Genomic DNA, 16,159 nt, shown 5'->3' with positions numbered 1-16,159 from the left:
CGTCAGCGCGGCGGTAGACCGCGCTGACAGCGTGGAGTTTAGAAACCGGTCATGAACAGGCTCTGTGAAACCATGGAGACGACGCCGATGCTGAAACTGTTCAGAACCGGATCAAGCCGCAGGTGGGTTTCACAGAGGCTGCTAGCCGCCGGACTTCTTCGCTTTGAAACCGTGCTTGATCAGCTCAGCCAAGAGTAGCTCGACATGATCGCCCTGGATTTCGATGATCCCGTCTTTCAACGCCCCACCGGTGCCGCAACGTTTCTTCAACGTTGTCGCCAACTCTTTGAGCGCGTCTTCAGCCAGCGGCACGCCGGTGATGGTGGTCACCGTCTTGCCGCCACGGCCCTTGCTCTCGCGACGCACGCGGGCAATGCCGTCACCGGCCGGGATCACGGTTTGTTTGCAGATACAGGCGTCCACCGGTTTACTGCATTCCGGGCAATGACGACCTGCGTCGGTGGAAAATACCAGGCCACCTAGGGCGGCGAAGGATGCGGCTTTTTTGGCCACCGGCAATCCTCTTGGGAGGACAAAGACTGATCGCAACCTTGGGCAAGGTTATCGACCGCGAAGCCCCACTCAGGCAGGGGCAGCGCTACTGCACCGACGCTTCACTGAAAGCAGTCCGGTACAGCTTGAAAAGGTCGCGCAGTGTAACGGCAAAAACGCCGATTGCTAAGAGCCAATCAGCGCCAATTTATGTGTTCTTTGCGACGTCGCTTTGCTGAGCCTTCAGATAGCGCTTGAGCGCAGCCAAAGAGTCCGGGCAATAAGGCTTTTGCTCGATTTCGCGCATCACTTGTTCGACGGGAATGAAGCGCGCTTCCAGCACTTCCTCGGGCTGCAGGATCAGCGGACCATCCCACACCGCGGAAAACGCCGAACACCACAGACGGTTGCCGGTGTCTTCGAAGTAGAAATGGTCGTGAGCGGTAAGTTCAACGCCGCTCACACCCAGTTCCTCTTCCAGCTCACGGGCCGCCGACTCGGCGTAAGTCTCATTCGCCTGAACCATGCCGCCGGCCGCCACGTCCCAGTAACCGGGATAAATGGCCTTGCTCAACGTGCGCCGGTGTACGCAAAGGTCGCCGGCAGAATTGAACAGCATGATGTAAGTGCCGCGACCGATCAGCCCTCTATCGCGCAAATCGGCACGTACCAAGGCACCGAGCAGGTTGTCCTGCTCGTCAACCCAGGCAATGTGTTCGGCATCCGAGGCAGCGCGATGCGCCGCCTCTTTGGCGCTCTGAGTCATGAATCAGCCCTGATTGAGCAGTTGACGCAAATCGATGACGGCGGCGTTGGCCCGGGAAATATAGTTGGCCATGACCAGCGAATGGTTGGCCAGCACGCCGAAGCCACTGCCGTTGAGGATCATCGGGCTCCAGACAGGTTCCTGCGAGGCTTCCAGTTCGCGGATGATCTGACGCACGCTGACGGTGGCGTTCTTCTTCGCCAGCACGTCGGCGAAGTCGACTTCGATGGCGCGCAGCAAGTGCGACAGCGCCCAGGCCTGACCGCGAGCTTCGTAGAAAACATTGTCGATCTGCATCCACGGGGTTTCGACAACTTCTTCGTCGACCTGCGGCACTTGGCCAACGGCCGGCGCTTCGGTTTTCAGCGCGGTGTTGAGTTTGACCCGGCCAACGCTTGCCGAAAGCCGTTGCGACAGCGAACCCAAGCGGGTGCCGACATCGCCCAGCCAGTTGTTCAGGTTATCGGCACGGGCGTAGAACAGCGCGTTTTTCTGGGTCGGATCAGACAAGCGTGCCTGATAACGGCTCAAGGAGTTGATGCCTTCCTGATACTCCGATTCACTGGATGGCAGGATCCAGCTCTTGTTGTCGAAGTTGAAACGCGGTTCGGCCTTGGCCAGATCGGCATCTTCCGCCGACTGCGATTGCGAACGGGCGAAGTCTTTGCGCAGGGCACGGGTCAAGTCGCGCACTTGCACCAGTACGCCATATTCCCAGCTCGGCGTGTTGTCCATCCACAGGCCTGGCGGGAAGCGGTCATTGGAAATGTAACCGCCCGGTTTGTCGAGCAAGGTGCTGGCAACGGTCTTGAGGGTTTCGACGGTGGTGTAGCCGATCACCATTTGCTTGCCTTCTTTCTCGGCAGCCACCTGCGCGTTTTGTGCCACCGCAAACAGCGCCGGCTCCTGGCTCCAGTACCAGCCAAGGCCGATGGTCACCAATAGATAGATGCCGACCAGCGTGGCCAGCGCACGGCTGAACAACACCCCGCCGGCATAGCTGCGGGTTGCCGACTTCGGCTCGGCAGCACGTTCAGGCGCGCTGCCCGCGCGGTTTTTCCAGTCCAGCATGGCGATATCCTTTCAATCACTTGGGTTCAACGGTTCGACCACAACCATACAACAACGTGCCTTGGGCCGGCACCCGCCATTAAAGATAAGCAGTAATTCGTTCGAGCGAATGAAGCAACATTTGAACTAAGGGTTTCCCTGATACCGACTCCCCACATCCATAGCGTCTCAGGGCAGTGAAAACCCTCGCACAGCGCATTCACTGCACTGATGAGATGGGCACCTGAAAATCACTCAGAGTTAAGCAGATCACACAGCAAATTGCCGATTCAACGGGACTTCGCCGATGAACAGGTCAAAAACAAAACCAACGGGTCAGGAACTGAATAGTGACGCACTGCAGATTATTGACTCATGACACTCGTCTAAGGGAAAAGAGGTGCTAGCATAGAGCCACCAGTCGATCTCAGCATGCAGCCTAACTAGTAGTCAGGATATGACCGAGCCAGAAGACCCCAGCCGTGAGCGTCTCAAGCACCACTTTGCCCAGCGGGTAATTCATCAGGCACGTCAGATTCTTGAGATATGGCAGCGCCTGCAACGCAGTGAGTGGTCCACCGTCGACCTCGCCGAACTGAGCGAGGCCAACTTGCGCCTGCTGCGTTTTGCCGAGCGCTTCGAACAGCCCGAACACACCCAGCTTGCGCGCCACATCGGTCAATCGCTGGAAGCGGTGGATGCCAATCGTGGCCGACTGAGCAGCGGATTGATCACTGAACTCAATCGCCTGATGCAGCGCCTGTCGCGCACCGGCCTGCGCCATGGCGACCAACTCGACCAGACCTTTCTGCCGCCGCTGCGCAAACCGATCTACGTCATGCTGCAGGACCACGACCGCGCAGAGCGGCTGGCCAAACAACTGGAATTTTTCGGCCTGAGCGCTCAGGCGCTTGATAGCGTGCCAGCGTTTCGCTCCTCGATGGTCGAGCGTTTGCCGGCCGCGATCGTCATGGACGTGGATTTCAGCGGCGCTGGCGTGGGTCTGAAGCTCGCCGCCGAAGCGCAAGTGGGCCTGGACGAGCCGCTACCGTTGCTGTTCTTCAGCCTGCACGAAACCGACACCCCGACCCGTCTCGCCGCCGTGCGCGCCGGCGGTCAGGAATTTCTCACCGGCACCCTCGAAGCGTCGAGCCTGCTGGAGAAGATCGAAGTCCTCACCTGCGTCGCTCAGTACGAACCTTATAAAGTGCTGATCATCGATGATTCCCGCGCCCAGGCCTTGCACACCGAACGCCTGCTCAACAGCGCCGGGATCGTCACCCGCACTCTGATCGAACCAATTCAGGCCATGGCCGAACTGGCGGATTTCCAGCCAGACCTGATCATCCTCGACATGTACATGCCGGCCTGCACAGGCACTGAGTTGGCCAAGGTGATCCGCCACAACGACCGCTACGTCAGTGTGCCGATCATTTACCTGTCGGCCGAAGACGATCTGGATAAACAGCTCGACGCCATGAGCGAGGGCGGCGACGACTTCCTGACCAAACCGATCAAGCCACGCCACCTGATCACCACCGTGCGCAACCGCGCCGCCCGAGCGCGCAACCTCAAGGCGCGGATGGTGCGCGACAGCCTGACCGGTTTGTACAACCACACGCACATTCTGCAGTTGCTCGAAGACTGCTCGTTCCGCGCCCGCCGCGAGAACAAGCCGCTGAGCTTTGCGATGCTCGACATCGACCACTTCAAACGGGTCAATGACAGCCACGGCCACCCAATGGGCGACCGCGTGATCAAAAGCCTCGCACTGTTTCTCAAGCAACGTCTGCGCAAAACCGATTTCATCGGCCGGTACGGCGGCGAAGAATTCGCCATCGTCATGCCTGACACCGATATCGAAGCCGCGCACAAAGTGCTCGACGAGATTCGTCAACGCTTTGCCGAAATCCACTACCCCGCGCAACCGCAAGACTTGTGGTGCACCTTCAGCGCGGGCGTGGTGGAAATGCATGACGATTCCGACAGCCTGATGATGGCCAGCCAAGCCGACGAAGCGCTGTACCGCGCCAAGGGTGCGGGACGTAATCGGGTGCAGGCCGCGCGGGACTCAAAGCAAAGTGCCATCTTTTCATCGGAATCAACCGATTCGGTCATAACCTTGTAATAGAACCGCAATAAATTCAGGCGCTTACCATTTCTGCCGTTGGTAGCCGTCATGCGCCTGAAGTTGCTCACCAATCTCAATACTCTGCTGCTGGTCGCCGTGTGCGTGGCACTCGGCGCCACCCTGTGGTGGTCGCAAAAAGCCCTGGAGCGTCCGTATTTGCTGATGGAGCGTTATCTCGGGCTGTCGCAGCAATTTCAGAATGAGGTGGCGCGCAATGTCGAGGACTACCTTGCCAGTGGCGATGCACTGCGCCTGAGCAGCGCCAGCCAGGCCATCGAAGGCTTGCAAAAAGAACTCGGCGACTGGCCTAAGGCACTGGCCGACACGCTGCACCCGAGCCTGTCGAGCCTCGAAGAATTCAGCAAAACCGATCTGCTCGCTGCCGGCAAACTGGCCGGTGATCCGCAGGCACTCCTGCTACAGGCCGAACGCGAACTGAGCGCCAGCCTCGAGCAACTCAGCACTTACGCCAATGGCAACGCGGCCTACCTGACGCCGCTCCTCGTCGCGTCTCAGCACGTGGGCAAACTGTCGTTGGCGCGGGACAAACTGGTCAGCAGCGGACGCAGCGAACTAGCCGCCGACGTTGAGCGAGAGGTCAGCAATATCCGCGCCCAGGCGCAGGTGATCGACGCCCTGCCCTTGCTCGGCGTGGTCGCCAGCAATGAATCGAACAGCGATGACTTCGCCGCGATGATGGGCATCGAGAACACCGAAAAAGCCGTCGCCGAAGACGCCGGTGTCGGCCTCAAGCGTGAACTCAACAGCCTGCTCGGCCGCTACCCGGCGGAGCTGGAACGCACCCGCGAGCAGATCCAGAAACGCACGGACCTGAGCAGCGCCACACACTTGAAAATCGCCGCCGTGCAGCAAGCCATCGCCGGACTGGAGCCGGTGGTGCGCGCCCAGCACGGACAAATCCAGGGCGAAGTGCGACTCATGCAGGGCGCGATGATCGGCTTGATTCTGTTGATTGCGCTGCTGATCGATACCCTGCAGCGACGGCTGGCCCGCACCCTGACCCACCTGGCACCCGCACTGTCGACCTGGGCCGAAGGCGATTTCAGCCGTGACATTCAGTTGGGCAAAACCAACCGCGAACTGCACGACATCGAAGCCTCGCTCAACCGCCTGCGTGCCTATCTGGTCGATCTGGTCGGCACCATTCGCGGCAATGCCGAGCAAGTGGCGGGCAGCAGTCGGACCCTCGCCGAACTGAGCAACGATTTGCACAGCGGCGCCGAACATCAGGCCGGTGATACGGCGCTGATCCGTGACTCTCTCGGCGAACTTGAGGCCACCATCCAGCAAGTCGCCGACGATGCTCAGCAGGCAGCGGATGCCAGTCGCCATGCAGGCCTGGCCGTCGAACACGGCCAGACCGTCATCGGCCAGAGCCTGACGGGACTGCACGCACTGGTGGGTGAAGTGCAGGGCAACGCGCAGATGATCGAGCATCTGGCCGAGGAGTCGGCGACCATTGGCGGCGTACTGACGGTGATCCGCTCGATTGCCGACCAGACCAACCTGCTGGCGCTGAACGCAGCGATTGAAGCGGCACGCGCCGGAGAAATGGGCCGCGGTTTCGCCGTGGTGGCCGAGGAAGTGCGCTCGCTCGCGCAGCGGACGGCGGGAGCGACGGCAGAAATCCAAACACTGATCGCTGGCCTGCAAACCGCCGCCCGGCAATCGGTCGAAGGCATGCGCGCGCAGGTCGAACACGCCGAAGCCACGGCCAATCAGGCGCAAGCGGCGGATGGCGCGCTGGATAAAATCGTTGGCGCGATCCAGACCATTTCCGACACGGCAATTCGCATTGCCGATGTCACCGCCCAGCAGAGCGGCGCGGTCAGCGAGATTCGCGATCACAGCGAACGGATTCATCAACTGGGTGGGGATAACTTGCTGCGAATCGGTCAGGGACGTGAACAGGGTGAGAACCTGCTGGTGCTGGGCGGGCAACTGCATACAGCCGTTCAGGCCTTCCGCGTTTGATCGATCGCCTTTGCGGGCAATCTCCCACAATCAATCGGTGTTGTTCACAATCCTGTGTGCGAGCTTGCTCACGAAGGCTTCCAACCATCACAAATGACCGGACTTAATGACACGGTCACAAATTTCGCGCAAACATCGGCCATCGTGCTGGCTATTGCATAGAACTGGACAGTCACAAAGCCTTTGCGGCATAGTCGCCGGGTTCTGACGATTGCTCACTCATGACAAGGACTACGCGGATGGCAACCCTACTGGTGCTGCACGGCCCCAACCTGAACCTGCTCGGCACCCGTGAACCGGGCACCTATGGGTCGACGACCCTGGCGCAGATCAATCAGGACCTGGAACGCCGCGCCCGCGAAGCAGGCCATCATCTGCTGTATCTGCAAAGCAATGCCGAGTACGAATTGATCGACCGCATCCACGCCGCTCGCGGCGAAGGGGTGGACTTCATCCTGATCAATCCAGCGGCTTTTACGCACACAAGTGTCGCATTACGTGACGCGCTGCTGGGAGTGAGCATCCCATTCATCGAAGTGCATTTGTCCAACGTGCACAAACGCGAACCTTTCCGCCATCACTCTTACTTCTCCGACGTAGCGGTAGGAGTGATCTGCGGCCTTGGCGCCAGCGGTTACCGACTGGCCCTGGAGGCTGCACTAGAGCAGCTTGAACACCAAGCTATACGCCCCTGACCGACCCTTGGGAGTTGATGATTCATGGATATCCGTAAAGTTAAGAAACTGATCGAATTGCTGGAAGAGTCCGGCATCGACGAGCTCGAGATCAAGGAAGGCGAAGAGTCCGTACGTATCAGCCGCCACAGCAAGACCCCGGCTCAGCAGTACTACGCGCCAGCTCCGATGCAAGCGCCGGCCGCTGCACCTGTCGCTGCTGCTGCTCCGGTGGCTGCTGCCGCCCCGGCTGCCGCTGCTGCTCCAGCGCTGAACGGCACCGTTGCCCGCTCGCCGATGGTCGGCACTTTCTACCGCAAGTCTTCGCCAACCTCGCCGTCCTTCGTCGAAGTCGGCCAGACCGTGAAGAAAGGCGACACCCTGTGCATCGTTGAAGCCATGAAGATGATGAACCACATCGAAGCTGAAACCAGCGGTGTGATCGAGTCCATCCTCGTCGAAGACGGCCAGCCGGTTGAGTACGACCAACCGCTGTTCACCATCGTTTGAACTGCGGAGAGCCTTTGATGACTGCGAAGTTGGAAAAAGTTCTGATCGCGAACCGCGGTGAGATCGCCCTGCGGATTCTGCGTGCCTGCAAAGAGATGGGCATCAAGACCGTCGCCGTTTACTCCAAGGCCGATAAAGAGCTGATGCACCTGGGTCTGGCAGACGAATCCGTCTGCATCGGCCCGGCGTCTGCCGCCCAGTCTTATCTGCACATCCCGGCCATTATCGCTGCCGCTGAAGTGACTGGCGCTACCGCCATTCACCCAGGCTACGGTTTCCTCGCGGAAAACGCCGATTTTGCCGAGCAGGTCGAGAACTCCGGCTTCGCTTTCATCGGCCCGAAAGCCGACACCATTCGCCTGATGGGCGACAAGGTATCGGCCAAGCACGCGATGATCGAAGCAGGCGTGCCAACCGTTCCAGGTTCCGACGGCCCGTTGCCGGAAGACGAAGAAACGGCGCTGCGCATTGGTCGTGAAGTCGGTTACCCGGTGATCATCAAAGCCGCTGGCGGCGGCGGTGGTCGCGGCATGCGCGTAGTGCACAAGGAAGAAGACCTGATCGCCTCGGCAAAACTGACCCGCTCCGAAGCAGGCGCGGCGTTCGGCAACCCGATGGTCTATCTGGAAAAATTCCTGACCAATCCGCGTCACGTCGAAGTACAGGTGCTGTCCGACGGCCAAGGCCAGGCCATCCATCTGGGCGACCGCGATTGCTCGCTGCAACGTCGTCACCAGAAGGTTCTCGAAGAAGCGCCGGCACCGGGCATCGACGAGCAGGCTCGCCAGGAAGTTCTGGCTCGCTGCGTCAAGGCGTGCATCGACATCGGTTACCGTGGCGCGGGCACTTTCGAGTTCCTGTACGAAAACGGTCGTTTCTACTTCATCGAAATGAACACCCGTGTTCAGGTGGAGCACCCGGTTTCGGAAATGGTCACCGGTATCGACATCGTCAAGGAGATGCTCAGCATCGCCGCTGGCAACAAGCTGTCGTTCACGCAGGATGACGTGGTGATCCGCGGTCACTCGCTGGAATGCCGGATCAACGCTGAAGACCCGAAAACCTTCATGCCGAGCCCGGGCACGGTCAAGCATTTCCACGCCCCAGGCGGCAACGGCGTTCGCGTCGATTCGCACCTGTACAGCGGTTATGCGGTTCCGCCGAACTACGACTCGCTGATCGGCAAACTGATCACTTACGGCGCCACCCGCGACGAAGCCATGGCTCGCATGCGCAATGCCCTGGACGAAATCGTGGTTGACGGGATCAAGACCAACATCCCGCTGCACCGTGATCTGGTGCGTGATGAAGGCTTCTGCAAAGGGGGGGTGAACATTCACTACCTCGAGCACAAGCTGGCAGGCGAGAAGCACTAAGCTTCAGCCCGCACCTGACAGAGCCGCCTTCGGGCGGCTTTGTTGTTTCTACAGTTTTCAAATACCCCTTGCGGGAGCGGGCTTGCTCACGAATGCGGTGTATCAGATACATTTATTTGTCTGGCACACCGCTTTCGCGAGCAAGCCCCACACAGGGTGCAATGCCGCTCCCACAAAACCTGCGCGCTCGCGTAAACTTGCGCGCTTCTCGCTGGCCGCTAGGCTGCAATCATATTTTTTCAAAGGTGCCCGCCATGCCTTGGCTGCAAGTACGTCTGGCCATCAGCCCGGAACAAGCCGAAACCTACGAAGACGCGTTCCTTGAAGTCGGCGCCGTATCGGTGACCTTCATGGACGCCGAAGATCAGCCGATCTTCGAGCCGGAACTCAACACCACCCCGCTGTGGGCGCACACACATCTGCTGGCCCTGTTCGAGGGCGGCACCGAACCCGCACCGGTACTGGCCCACCTGGAACTGCTGACCGGCAGCCCGCTGCCGGAGCATCACAGCGAAGTCATCGAAGACCAGGACTGGGAACGCAGCTGGATGGACGGTTTCCAGCCAATGCGCTTCGGTCAGCGCCTGTGGATCGTGCCGAGCTGGCACGCCGCGCCCGAGCCTGACGCGGTCAATCTGCTGCTGGACCCGGGCCTGGCCTTCGGCACCGGCACCCACCCGACCACCGCGCTGTGCCTGGAATGGCTCGACGGTCAGGACCTGAAAGACTGCAATGTGCTGGATTTCGGCTGCGGCTCGGGGATTCTGGCCATCGCCGCCCTGCTGCTCGGTGCGAAAGAAGCCGTCGGTACCGACATTGACGTGCAGGCACTGGAAGCTTCGCGTGACAACGCCGGACGCAACAACATCGCCGAAGAGCTGTTCCCGCTGTACCTGCCGGAAGATCTGCCGCAGGTCAAAGCTGACGTGCTGGTCGCCAATATCCTCGCCGGGCCGCTGGTTTCGCTGGCCCCGCAACTGTCCAGCCTGGTCAAGTCCGGCGGGCGCCTGGCGCTGTCGGGCATTCTTGCCGAACAAGGTGAAGAAGTCGCTGCCGCGTATGCTCAGGACTTCGACCTCGACCCGATCGCCAATCGCGATGGCTGGGTGCGCATCACCGGACGTCGGCGCTAGAATGGCCACCTGCATAATCCGGATCGCCGCATGACCGACAGCTTCGTCACCCAGTGTCCGCATTGCCAAACCAGTTTCCGTGTCAGCCATGCTCAATTGAGCGTGGCCCGCGGGGTGGTTCGCTGCGGCGCCTGCCTGCAAGTATTCAATGCCGCCAAACAGCTGCTTGAGCAACACGCCGGCAAGGACGCGGTGATGCCGGTCGCACCGCCGATTGAAGCGCCGCCCGCCGAAGAGCTACCGGCTATCGAGCCACCAGCCATCGTCGAACCGCCCGCGCCGCGCGCCATCAGCCAAAAGCAGTGGAGCGCCTCGGAGCTGGATCTCGACAGCCTGGATCTGGATGAAGAGCTCGCCCGCCTCGAACAACGGGAAATTCAGCCAGCCAGCGAACTCGGTCGCCCGCGCGAAGACGCCCTGAGCGCCCGTCGCGACAGTCACGAGCCGGAAGAGTCGACATGGCCCGACAGCCTGTTCAGCGCACCCGCTGACGAGCGAACGCCGGGACCCGAAGCAGAAAAGGATATCGTCGACATCGAGCCAGTCAAATCGGCGCGGACCGAGCCATCGCTGTCGCTGGAACCGGTGGAGCTGGATGACGAACCCGCGATCCCGCAACTGCGCCTGCACGACCCAATCGATCCGAATGCCCGCCGCGAACGCCGGTCCGCCAGTCACGAAGCCGATGACGACGATCTGCCGTTGATCGAACCGCAACGCAAAAAACGCGAGCGCAGCGAAGTCCTGCAAGACCTGACCGACGACCCGCTGCAACTGGACTGGCAGAAACGCCGCTCACCGTGGGGCCGCCGCCTGCTATGGATGCTGTTGGTGCTACTGGCAGCCGGCGCCCTCGCCGGCCAATACATCGCCTATCATTTCGATGAGCTGGCGCGCCAGGATCAATACCGCCCGTGGTTCCAGCAACTCTGCCCGCAGATCGGTTGCACGGTGCCGTCCAAGGTCGATATCGCCCGAATCAAGAGCAGCAATCTGGTCGTGCGCAGTCATCCCGAGTTCAGCGGCGCACTGGTCGTCGACGCGATCATCTATAACCGCGCGACGTTCTCCCAGCCGTTCCCGCTACTGGAACTGCGTTTTGCCGACCTCAACGGTCATCTGATCGCCAGTCGTCGCTTCAAACCGGGGGAATACCTCAGCGGCGACCTGGAAGGTCTGGCGGAAATGCCGCCACAAACACCGATCCACATCGCGCTGGACATTCTCGACCCAGGCCCGAAAGCGGTGAATTACAGCCTGAGTTTTCACTCACCCGAGTGAACCGCTTCATCGTTTCCTGATTGACGGCAGTTTTCTGACTGCGCCGCGCCCAACCAAACCGCTGGCGATAACAGATTAACTGTTCAGATTTTGTTCAATTCAGCCTTTATCCAGTCATCGAGAGCGGGTATCATGCCAACCCTTTTTCGAACTCTCATGATCCGGCCCCACTTCAGGGAAGTCCTATGTCGGCGGTACGCATCGGCCCATACACATTGCAGAACGGCTTGATTCTCGCCCCGATGGCGGGGGTCACCGATCAGCCCTTTCGTCAGCTCTGCAAGCGTCTGGGCGCAGGGCTTGTGGTCTCGGAAATGGTCACCAGTGACATGAGCCTGTGGAATACCCGCAAGTCGCGCTTGCGCATGATCCACGAAGGCGATCCCGAGCCACGCTCGGTGCAGATTGCCGGTGGCGACGCGCAAATGCTGGCAGAGGCGGCACGGGCCAACGTCGAATTGGGCGCACAGATTATTGACATCAACATGGGTTGCCCGGCAAAGAAGGTCTGCAACAAGGCCGCCGGCTCCGCGTTATTGAAAGATGAAGCATTGGTGACCGAGATCCTGCAGGCCGTCGTGGCCGCGGTTGATGTGCCGGTCACCCTGAAGATCCGCACCGGATGGGATCGCGACAACAAGAACGGCCTGACCGTGGCGAAGATCGCCGAGCAGGCCGGGATCACCGCGCTGGCAGTGCATGGCCGCACTCGCGCCGATCTGTACACCGGCGTTGCCGAGTACGACACGATTGCCGCGATCAAGCAGGCCGTGTCGATCCCGGTATTTGCCAATGGCGATATCGATTCACCGGAAAAGGCCCGTTACGTGCTTGACGCGACCGGTGCCGATGGCCTGTTGGTAGGCCGTGCCGCTCAAGGGCGGCCATGGATTTTTCGCGAGATCGATCACTTCCTGCGTACCGGCGAGAAATTGCCGGCGCCGAAGCTGGTCGAAGTGGAACGCATTCTGCTTGAGCATCTGGCCGCACTTCACGCTTTCTATGGAGACGTGATGGGCGTACGCATTGCTCGAAAGCATGTGGGCTGGTATCTCGCAACCTTGCCGGGCGCCAGGGAGTTTCGCGCCCACTTCAATCGTTTGGATGGTACGGAAACACAATGCGCCAACGTTCGGGAGTTCTTCGCCGAGCGTTACAAGAGCCTGACAGGGGACGAAGAAGGGGTGGCCGCATGACGATGATGACCGAGACTTTAGTGAGTGGAACAACACCCGTGAGCGACAACGTGAATTTGAAACAGCACCTCAACACCCCGAGCGAAGAAGGTCAGACCCTTCGCGGGAGTGTCGAGAAGGCGCTGCACAATTATTTCGCCCACCTTGAGGGCGCGTCCGTCACGGACGTGTATAACCTGGTGCTCTCCGAAGTCGAGGCTCCCCTGCTCGAAAGCGTGATGAACTACGTCAAGGGCAACCAGACCAAGGCCAGTGAGCTGCTGGGACTTAACCGCGGCACACTGCGCAAGAAACTCAAGCAGTACGATCTGCTGTAAGCATTCAATCAAACCAGAAAGGCGCCCGCGTAAAACCGGTCGCCTTTTTTGCTGACTTCCTTTGCTTTTGATGGAAATTGAGATGACCGACCAGACTACCCGCCTGCCGATCCGCCGCGCCTTGATCAGCGTTTCCGACAAGACCGGGATCCTCGAATTCGCCAAGGAGCTAGAAGCGCTGGGCGTCGAGATCCTCTCCACCGGCGGGACGTTCAAGCTGCTGCAGGACAACGGCGTTGCCGCAGTGGAAGTCGCGGATTACACCGGTTTCGCAGAGATGATGGACGGTCGGGTGAAAACCCTGCACCCGAAAATCCACGGCGGCATTCTCGGCCGTCGCGGTATCGACGACGCGATCATGAACGAGCATGGCATCAAGCCCATCGATCTGGTTGCCGTTAACCTCTACCCGTTCGAAGCCACCATCAACAAGCCTGGCTGCGACCTGCCGACCGCCATCGAGAACATCGACATCGGCGGTCCGACCATGGTCCGTTCGGCCGCGAAAAACCACAAAGACGTAGCGATCGTGGTGAACGCCAGCGATTACGCCAATGTCCTCGAAAGCCTCAAAGCCGGTGGCCTGACCTACGCTCAGCGTTTCGACCTGATGCTCAAGGCCTTCGAACACACCGCCGCCTATGACGGCATGATCGCCAACTACATGGGCACCGTGAACCAGGCTGCCGAGACACTGAGCACTGAAGGTCGCAGCGAATTCCCGCGCACCTTCAACAGCCAGTTCATCAAGGCTCAGGAAATGCGTTACGGCGAGAACCCGCACCAGAGCGCGGCGTTTTATGTTGAAGCCAAACCGGCCGAAGTCGGTATCGCCACCGCGACCCAACTGCAGGGCAAAGAGCTGTCGTACAACAACGTGGCCGACACCGACGCTGCCCTGGAATGCGTGAAGAGCTTCGTCAAGCCAGCCTGCGTGATCGTCAAGCACGCCAACCCGTGCGGCGTGGCTGTGAGCCCGGACGCCGAAGGCGGCATTCGTCAAGCTTACGAACTGGCCTACGCCACCGACACCGAATCGGCGTTCGGCGGCATCATCGCCTTCAACCGCGAACTGGATGCTGAAACCGCCAAAGCCATCGTCGAGCGTCAGTTCGTCGAAGTGATCATTGCCCCGTCGGTGAGCGAACAAGCCCGCGCCATTGTGGCGGCCAAAGCCAACGTGCGCCTGCTGGCCTGCGGCGAGTGGTCGGCTGACCGCGCTGCCGCGTGGGACTACAAGCGCGTCAACGGCGGCCTGCTGGTACAGAGCCGTGACATCGGCATGATCGGCAGCGAAGACCTGAAAGTCGTGACCAAGCGCGCTCCGACCGAGCAAGAGATCAACGACCTGATCTTCGCCTGGAAAGTCGCCAAGTACGTTAAATCCAACGCCATCGTCTACGCGAAAAACCGTCAGACCATCGGTGTCGGCGCCGGCCAGATGAGCCGCGTGAACTCGGCACGTATCGCCGCGATCAAGGCTGAACACGCCGGCCTGCAAGTGGCGGGCTCGGTCATGGCATCGGACGCGTTCTTCCCGTTCCGCGACGGTCTGGACAACGCGGCCAAGGTCGGTATCACTGCGGTGATCCAGCCGGGTGGTTCGATGCGTGATGCTGAAGTGATTGCAGCGGCCGATGAAGCCGGCATCGCCATGGTGTTCACCGGCATGCGCCACTTCCGTCACTGATTCAACGCGATCCAAATGTGGGAGCGGGCTTGCTCGCGAATGCAATCTGTCAGCGACAACGGTTTCGACTGACACTGCGCTTTCGCGAGCAAGTCGAATCGTCGCACCGCCGCTCCCACAAAAAAGCAGCTTCATTGCTGCCTCCAGAATGAGCGTCATCCGAGGTTTTAGAAATGAATGTTTTGATCATTGGCAGCGGTGGCCGTGAACACGCCCTGGCCTGGAAAGTGGCTCAGGATCCGCGCGTACAGAAGGTTTTTGTCGCGCCGGGCAACGCCGGTACGGCGATCGAAGCCAAGTGCGAGAACGTCGCCATCGACGTGCTGGCCCTTGAGCAGCTTGCCGACTTCGCCGAGAAAAACGTTTCCCTGACCATCGTCGGCCCGGAAGTGCCGCTGGTGGCTGGCGTGGTTGATCTGTTCCGCTCCCGTGGCCTGGACTGCTTCGGTCCGACCGCCGGCGCTGCACAGCTGGAAGGCTCCAAAGCCTTCACCAAGGATTTCCTGGCGCGCCACAAGATCCCGACGGCCGACTACCAGAACTTCACCGAGATCGAGCCAGCCCTGGCTTATCTGCGTGAAAAAGGCGCGCCGATCGTGATCAAGGCCGACGGCCTGGCCGCCGGTAAAGGCGTGATCGTTGCCATGACGCTGGCTGAAGCGGAAGACGCCGTGCGCGACATGCTCGCCGGCAATACCTTCGGTGACGCCGGTTCGCGCGTGGTCATCGAAGAGTTCCTCGACGGTGAGGAAGCGTCGTTCATCGTCATGGTCGACGGCAAGAATGTACTGCCCATGGCCACCAGCCAGGACCACAAACGCGTCGGCGACGGCGACAGCGGCCCGAACACTGGCGGCATGGGGGCTTACTCCCCTGCCCCGGTGGTCACCGCCGACGTGCATCAGCGCGTGATGGATCTGGTGATCTGGCCGACCGTGCGCGGCATGGCCGAAGAAGGCAACGTCTACACCGGTTTCCTCTACGCGGGTCTGATGATCGACAAGGCGGGCAACCCGAAAGTCATCGAGTTCAACTGCCGTTTCGGTGATCCGGAAACCCAACCGGTGATGCTGCGTCTGCAGTCGAGCCTGGTTCTGCTGGTCGAAGCGGCTCTGGCACAAGCGCTGGACAAAGTTGAAGCGCAATGGGACCCACGTCCAAGCGTCGGCATTGTACTGGCCGCCGGCGGTTACCCGGGCGACTACGCCAAGGGTGCAGCGATCAACGGTCTGGACGCAGCCGCAGGCCTGGAAGGCAAAGTCTTCCATGCCGGTACTGCGCTGAAGGATGGCAATGTGGTGACGGCCGGTGGTCGCGTACTCTGCGCCACTGCCATGGGCGCCAGTGTCGGCGAAGCTCAGCAGCAAGCCTACAAGCTGGCGGCGGCCATCGACTGGGAAGGCTGCTTCTACCGTAAGGACATTGGCTACCGCGCCATTGCCCGTGAACGTGGCGAAACCCAGGAATAAGCTGTGCATCAAGTCCGGCCTGGGATACCGTTCCTCGCCGGGCTGTTCCGCCGCCGCGCATCGTTATATTCTGGCATCA

Annotated in this window: 13 protein-coding genes and 1 pseudogene; 11 read left to right on the top strand and 3 right to left on the bottom strand. The window is 60.4% G+C overall.

Features of this window, described 5'->3' with window-relative positions:
* Positions 1-141: 141 nt before the first annotated feature.
* From AACY18_RS07440 to AACY18_RS07430, 3 genes are all read right to left on the bottom strand, one after another.
* Complete coding sequence (locus AACY18_RS07440; RefSeq protein WP_007914613.1) at positions 142-513, bottom strand: translation initiation factor Sui1; 372 nt, start codon at positions 511-513, stop codon at positions 142-144.
* A gap of 187 nt (positions 514-700) precedes the next feature.
* Positions 701-1,258, bottom strand: coding sequence for an NUDIX hydrolase (locus AACY18_RS07435; protein ID WP_339431851.1), 558 nt, complete (start codon positions 1,256-1,258; stop codon positions 701-703).
* Between the two features lie 3 nt (positions 1,259-1,261).
* Positions 1,262-2,329, bottom strand: a complete 1,068-nt coding sequence (locus AACY18_RS07430; RefSeq protein WP_339431850.1) for a DUF2333 family protein — start codon at positions 2,327-2,329, stop codon at positions 1,262-1,264.
* 436 nt (positions 2,330-2,765) lie between these two features.
* Here AACY18_RS07430 and gcbA point away from each other — a divergent pair, with 436 nt between their 5' ends.
* The 11 genes and pseudogenes from gcbA to purD all read left to right on the top strand — a co-directional run bounded on the left by gcbA (position 2,766) and on the right by purD (position 16,080).
* Positions 2,766-4,436, top strand: coding sequence for a diguanylate cyclase GcbA (gene gcbA, locus AACY18_RS07425; protein WP_339431849.1), 1,671 nt, complete (start codon positions 2,766-2,768; stop codon positions 4,434-4,436).
* A gap of 1,491 nt (positions 4,437-5,927) precedes the next feature.
* A pseudogene (locus AACY18_RS28005) lies at positions 5,928-6,434 on the top strand (methyl-accepting chemotaxis protein); the annotation flags it as partial.
* Between the two features lie 239 nt (positions 6,435-6,673).
* The gene (gene aroQ, locus AACY18_RS07415) at positions 6,674-7,129 is read left to right on the top strand and encodes a type II 3-dehydroquinate dehydratase (RefSeq protein ID WP_064593231.1); all 456 of its coding nucleotides are present in this window, start codon (positions 6,674-6,676) and stop codon (positions 7,127-7,129) included.
* A 24-nt stretch (positions 7,130-7,153) separates the two neighbouring features.
* Complete coding sequence (gene accB / locus AACY18_RS07410) at positions 7,154-7,618, top strand: acetyl-CoA carboxylase biotin carboxyl carrier protein (RefSeq protein ID WP_096819740.1); 465 nt, start codon at positions 7,154-7,156, stop codon at positions 7,616-7,618.
* A 17-nt stretch (positions 7,619-7,635) separates the two neighbouring features.
* A complete protein-coding gene (accC, locus tag AACY18_RS07405) occupies positions 7,636-8,994 on the top strand; it encodes an acetyl-CoA carboxylase biotin carboxylase subunit (protein WP_339431847.1) in 1,359 nt (452 codons plus the stop codon).
* Between the two features lie 254 nt (positions 8,995-9,248).
* On the top strand, positions 9,249-10,127 hold the full coding sequence (gene prmA / locus AACY18_RS07400; protein WP_339431846.1) for a 50S ribosomal protein L11 methyltransferase: 879 nt from the start codon (positions 9,249-9,251) through the stop codon (positions 10,125-10,127).
* 30 nt (positions 10,128-10,157) lie between these two features.
* Positions 10,158-11,408: a DUF3426 domain-containing protein gene (locus AACY18_RS07395; RefSeq protein ID WP_339431845.1), complete on the top strand. Its 1,251-nt coding sequence runs from the start codon at positions 10,158-10,160 to the stop codon at positions 11,406-11,408.
* Positions 11,409-11,593: 185 nt separating this feature from the next.
* Positions 11,594-12,604, top strand: coding sequence for a tRNA dihydrouridine synthase DusB (dusB, locus tag AACY18_RS07390; protein ID WP_339464612.1), 1,011 nt, complete (start codon positions 11,594-11,596; stop codon positions 12,602-12,604).
* Entirely contained in the window at positions 12,601-12,921 is a 321-nt protein-coding gene (gene fis / locus AACY18_RS07385) for a DNA-binding transcriptional regulator Fis (RefSeq protein ID WP_002555375.1), read from the top strand. The genes dusB and fis overlap by 4 nt, the downstream gene beginning before the upstream one ends.
* An 82-nt stretch (positions 12,922-13,003) precedes the next feature.
* Positions 13,004-14,611: a bifunctional phosphoribosylaminoimidazolecarboxamide formyltransferase/IMP cyclohydrolase gene (purH, locus tag AACY18_RS07380; protein ID WP_339431843.1), complete on the top strand. Its 1,608-nt coding sequence runs from the start codon at positions 13,004-13,006 to the stop codon at positions 14,609-14,611.
* 173 nt (positions 14,612-14,784) lie between these two features.
* Positions 14,785-16,080, top strand: coding sequence for a phosphoribosylamine--glycine ligase (gene purD, locus AACY18_RS07375; protein WP_339431842.1), 1,296 nt, complete (start codon positions 14,785-14,787; stop codon positions 16,078-16,080).
* Positions 16,081-16,159 lie beyond the last annotated feature (79 nt).

This window comes from Pseudomonas sp. EA_65y_Pfl2_P74 (genome assembly GCF_963970575.1).
GTDB classification, from domain to species: domain Bacteria; phylum Pseudomonadota; class Gammaproteobacteria; order Pseudomonadales; family Pseudomonadaceae; genus Aquipseudomonas; species Aquipseudomonas baetica_A.
The sequence above is the reverse complement of the archived record's forward strand: the minus strand, read 5'-3'. Positions and strand labels throughout refer to the sequence as shown.

Excerpts from the sequence above, each read along its gene's own strand:
- AACY18_RS07435 (WP_339431851.1), bottom strand. The coding sequence starts at position 1,258 with ATGACTCAGAGCGCCAAAGAGGCGGCGCATCGCGCTGCCTCGGATGCC.
- gcbA (WP_339431849.1), top strand. The coding sequence starts at position 2,766 with ATGACCGAGCCAGAAGACCCCAGCCGTGAGCGTCTCAAGCACCACTTT.
- aroQ (WP_064593231.1), top strand. The coding sequence starts at position 6,674 with ATGGCAACCCTACTGGTGCTGCACGGCCCCAACCTGAACCTGCTCGGC.
- prmA (WP_339431846.1), top strand. The coding sequence starts at position 9,249 with ATGCCTTGGCTGCAAGTACGTCTGGCCATCAGCCCGGAACAAGCCGAA.
- dusB (WP_339464612.1), top strand. The coding sequence starts at position 11,594 with ATGTCGGCGGTACGCATCGGCCCATACACATTGCAGAACGGCTTGATT.
- purH (WP_339431843.1), top strand. The coding sequence starts at position 13,004 with ATGACCGACCAGACTACCCGCCTGCCGATCCGCCGCGCCTTGATCAGC.
- AACY18_RS07395 (WP_339431845.1), top strand. The coding sequence starts at position 10,158 with ATGACCGACAGCTTCGTCACCCAGTGTCCGCATTGCCAAACCAGTTTC.
- AACY18_RS07430 (WP_339431850.1), bottom strand. The coding sequence starts at position 2,329 with ATGCTGGACTGGAAAAACCGCGCGGGCAGCGCGCCTGAACGTGCTGCC.
- accC (WP_339431847.1), top strand. The coding sequence starts at position 7,636 with ATGACTGCGAAGTTGGAAAAAGTTCTGATCGCGAACCGCGGTGAGATC.
- accB (WP_096819740.1), top strand. The coding sequence starts at position 7,154 with ATGGATATCCGTAAAGTTAAGAAACTGATCGAATTGCTGGAAGAGTCC.
- purD (WP_339431842.1), top strand. The coding sequence starts at position 14,785 with ATGAATGTTTTGATCATTGGCAGCGGTGGCCGTGAACACGCCCTGGCC.
- fis (WP_002555375.1), top strand. The coding sequence starts at position 12,601 with ATGACGATGATGACCGAGACTTTAGTGAGTGGAACAACACCCGTGAGC.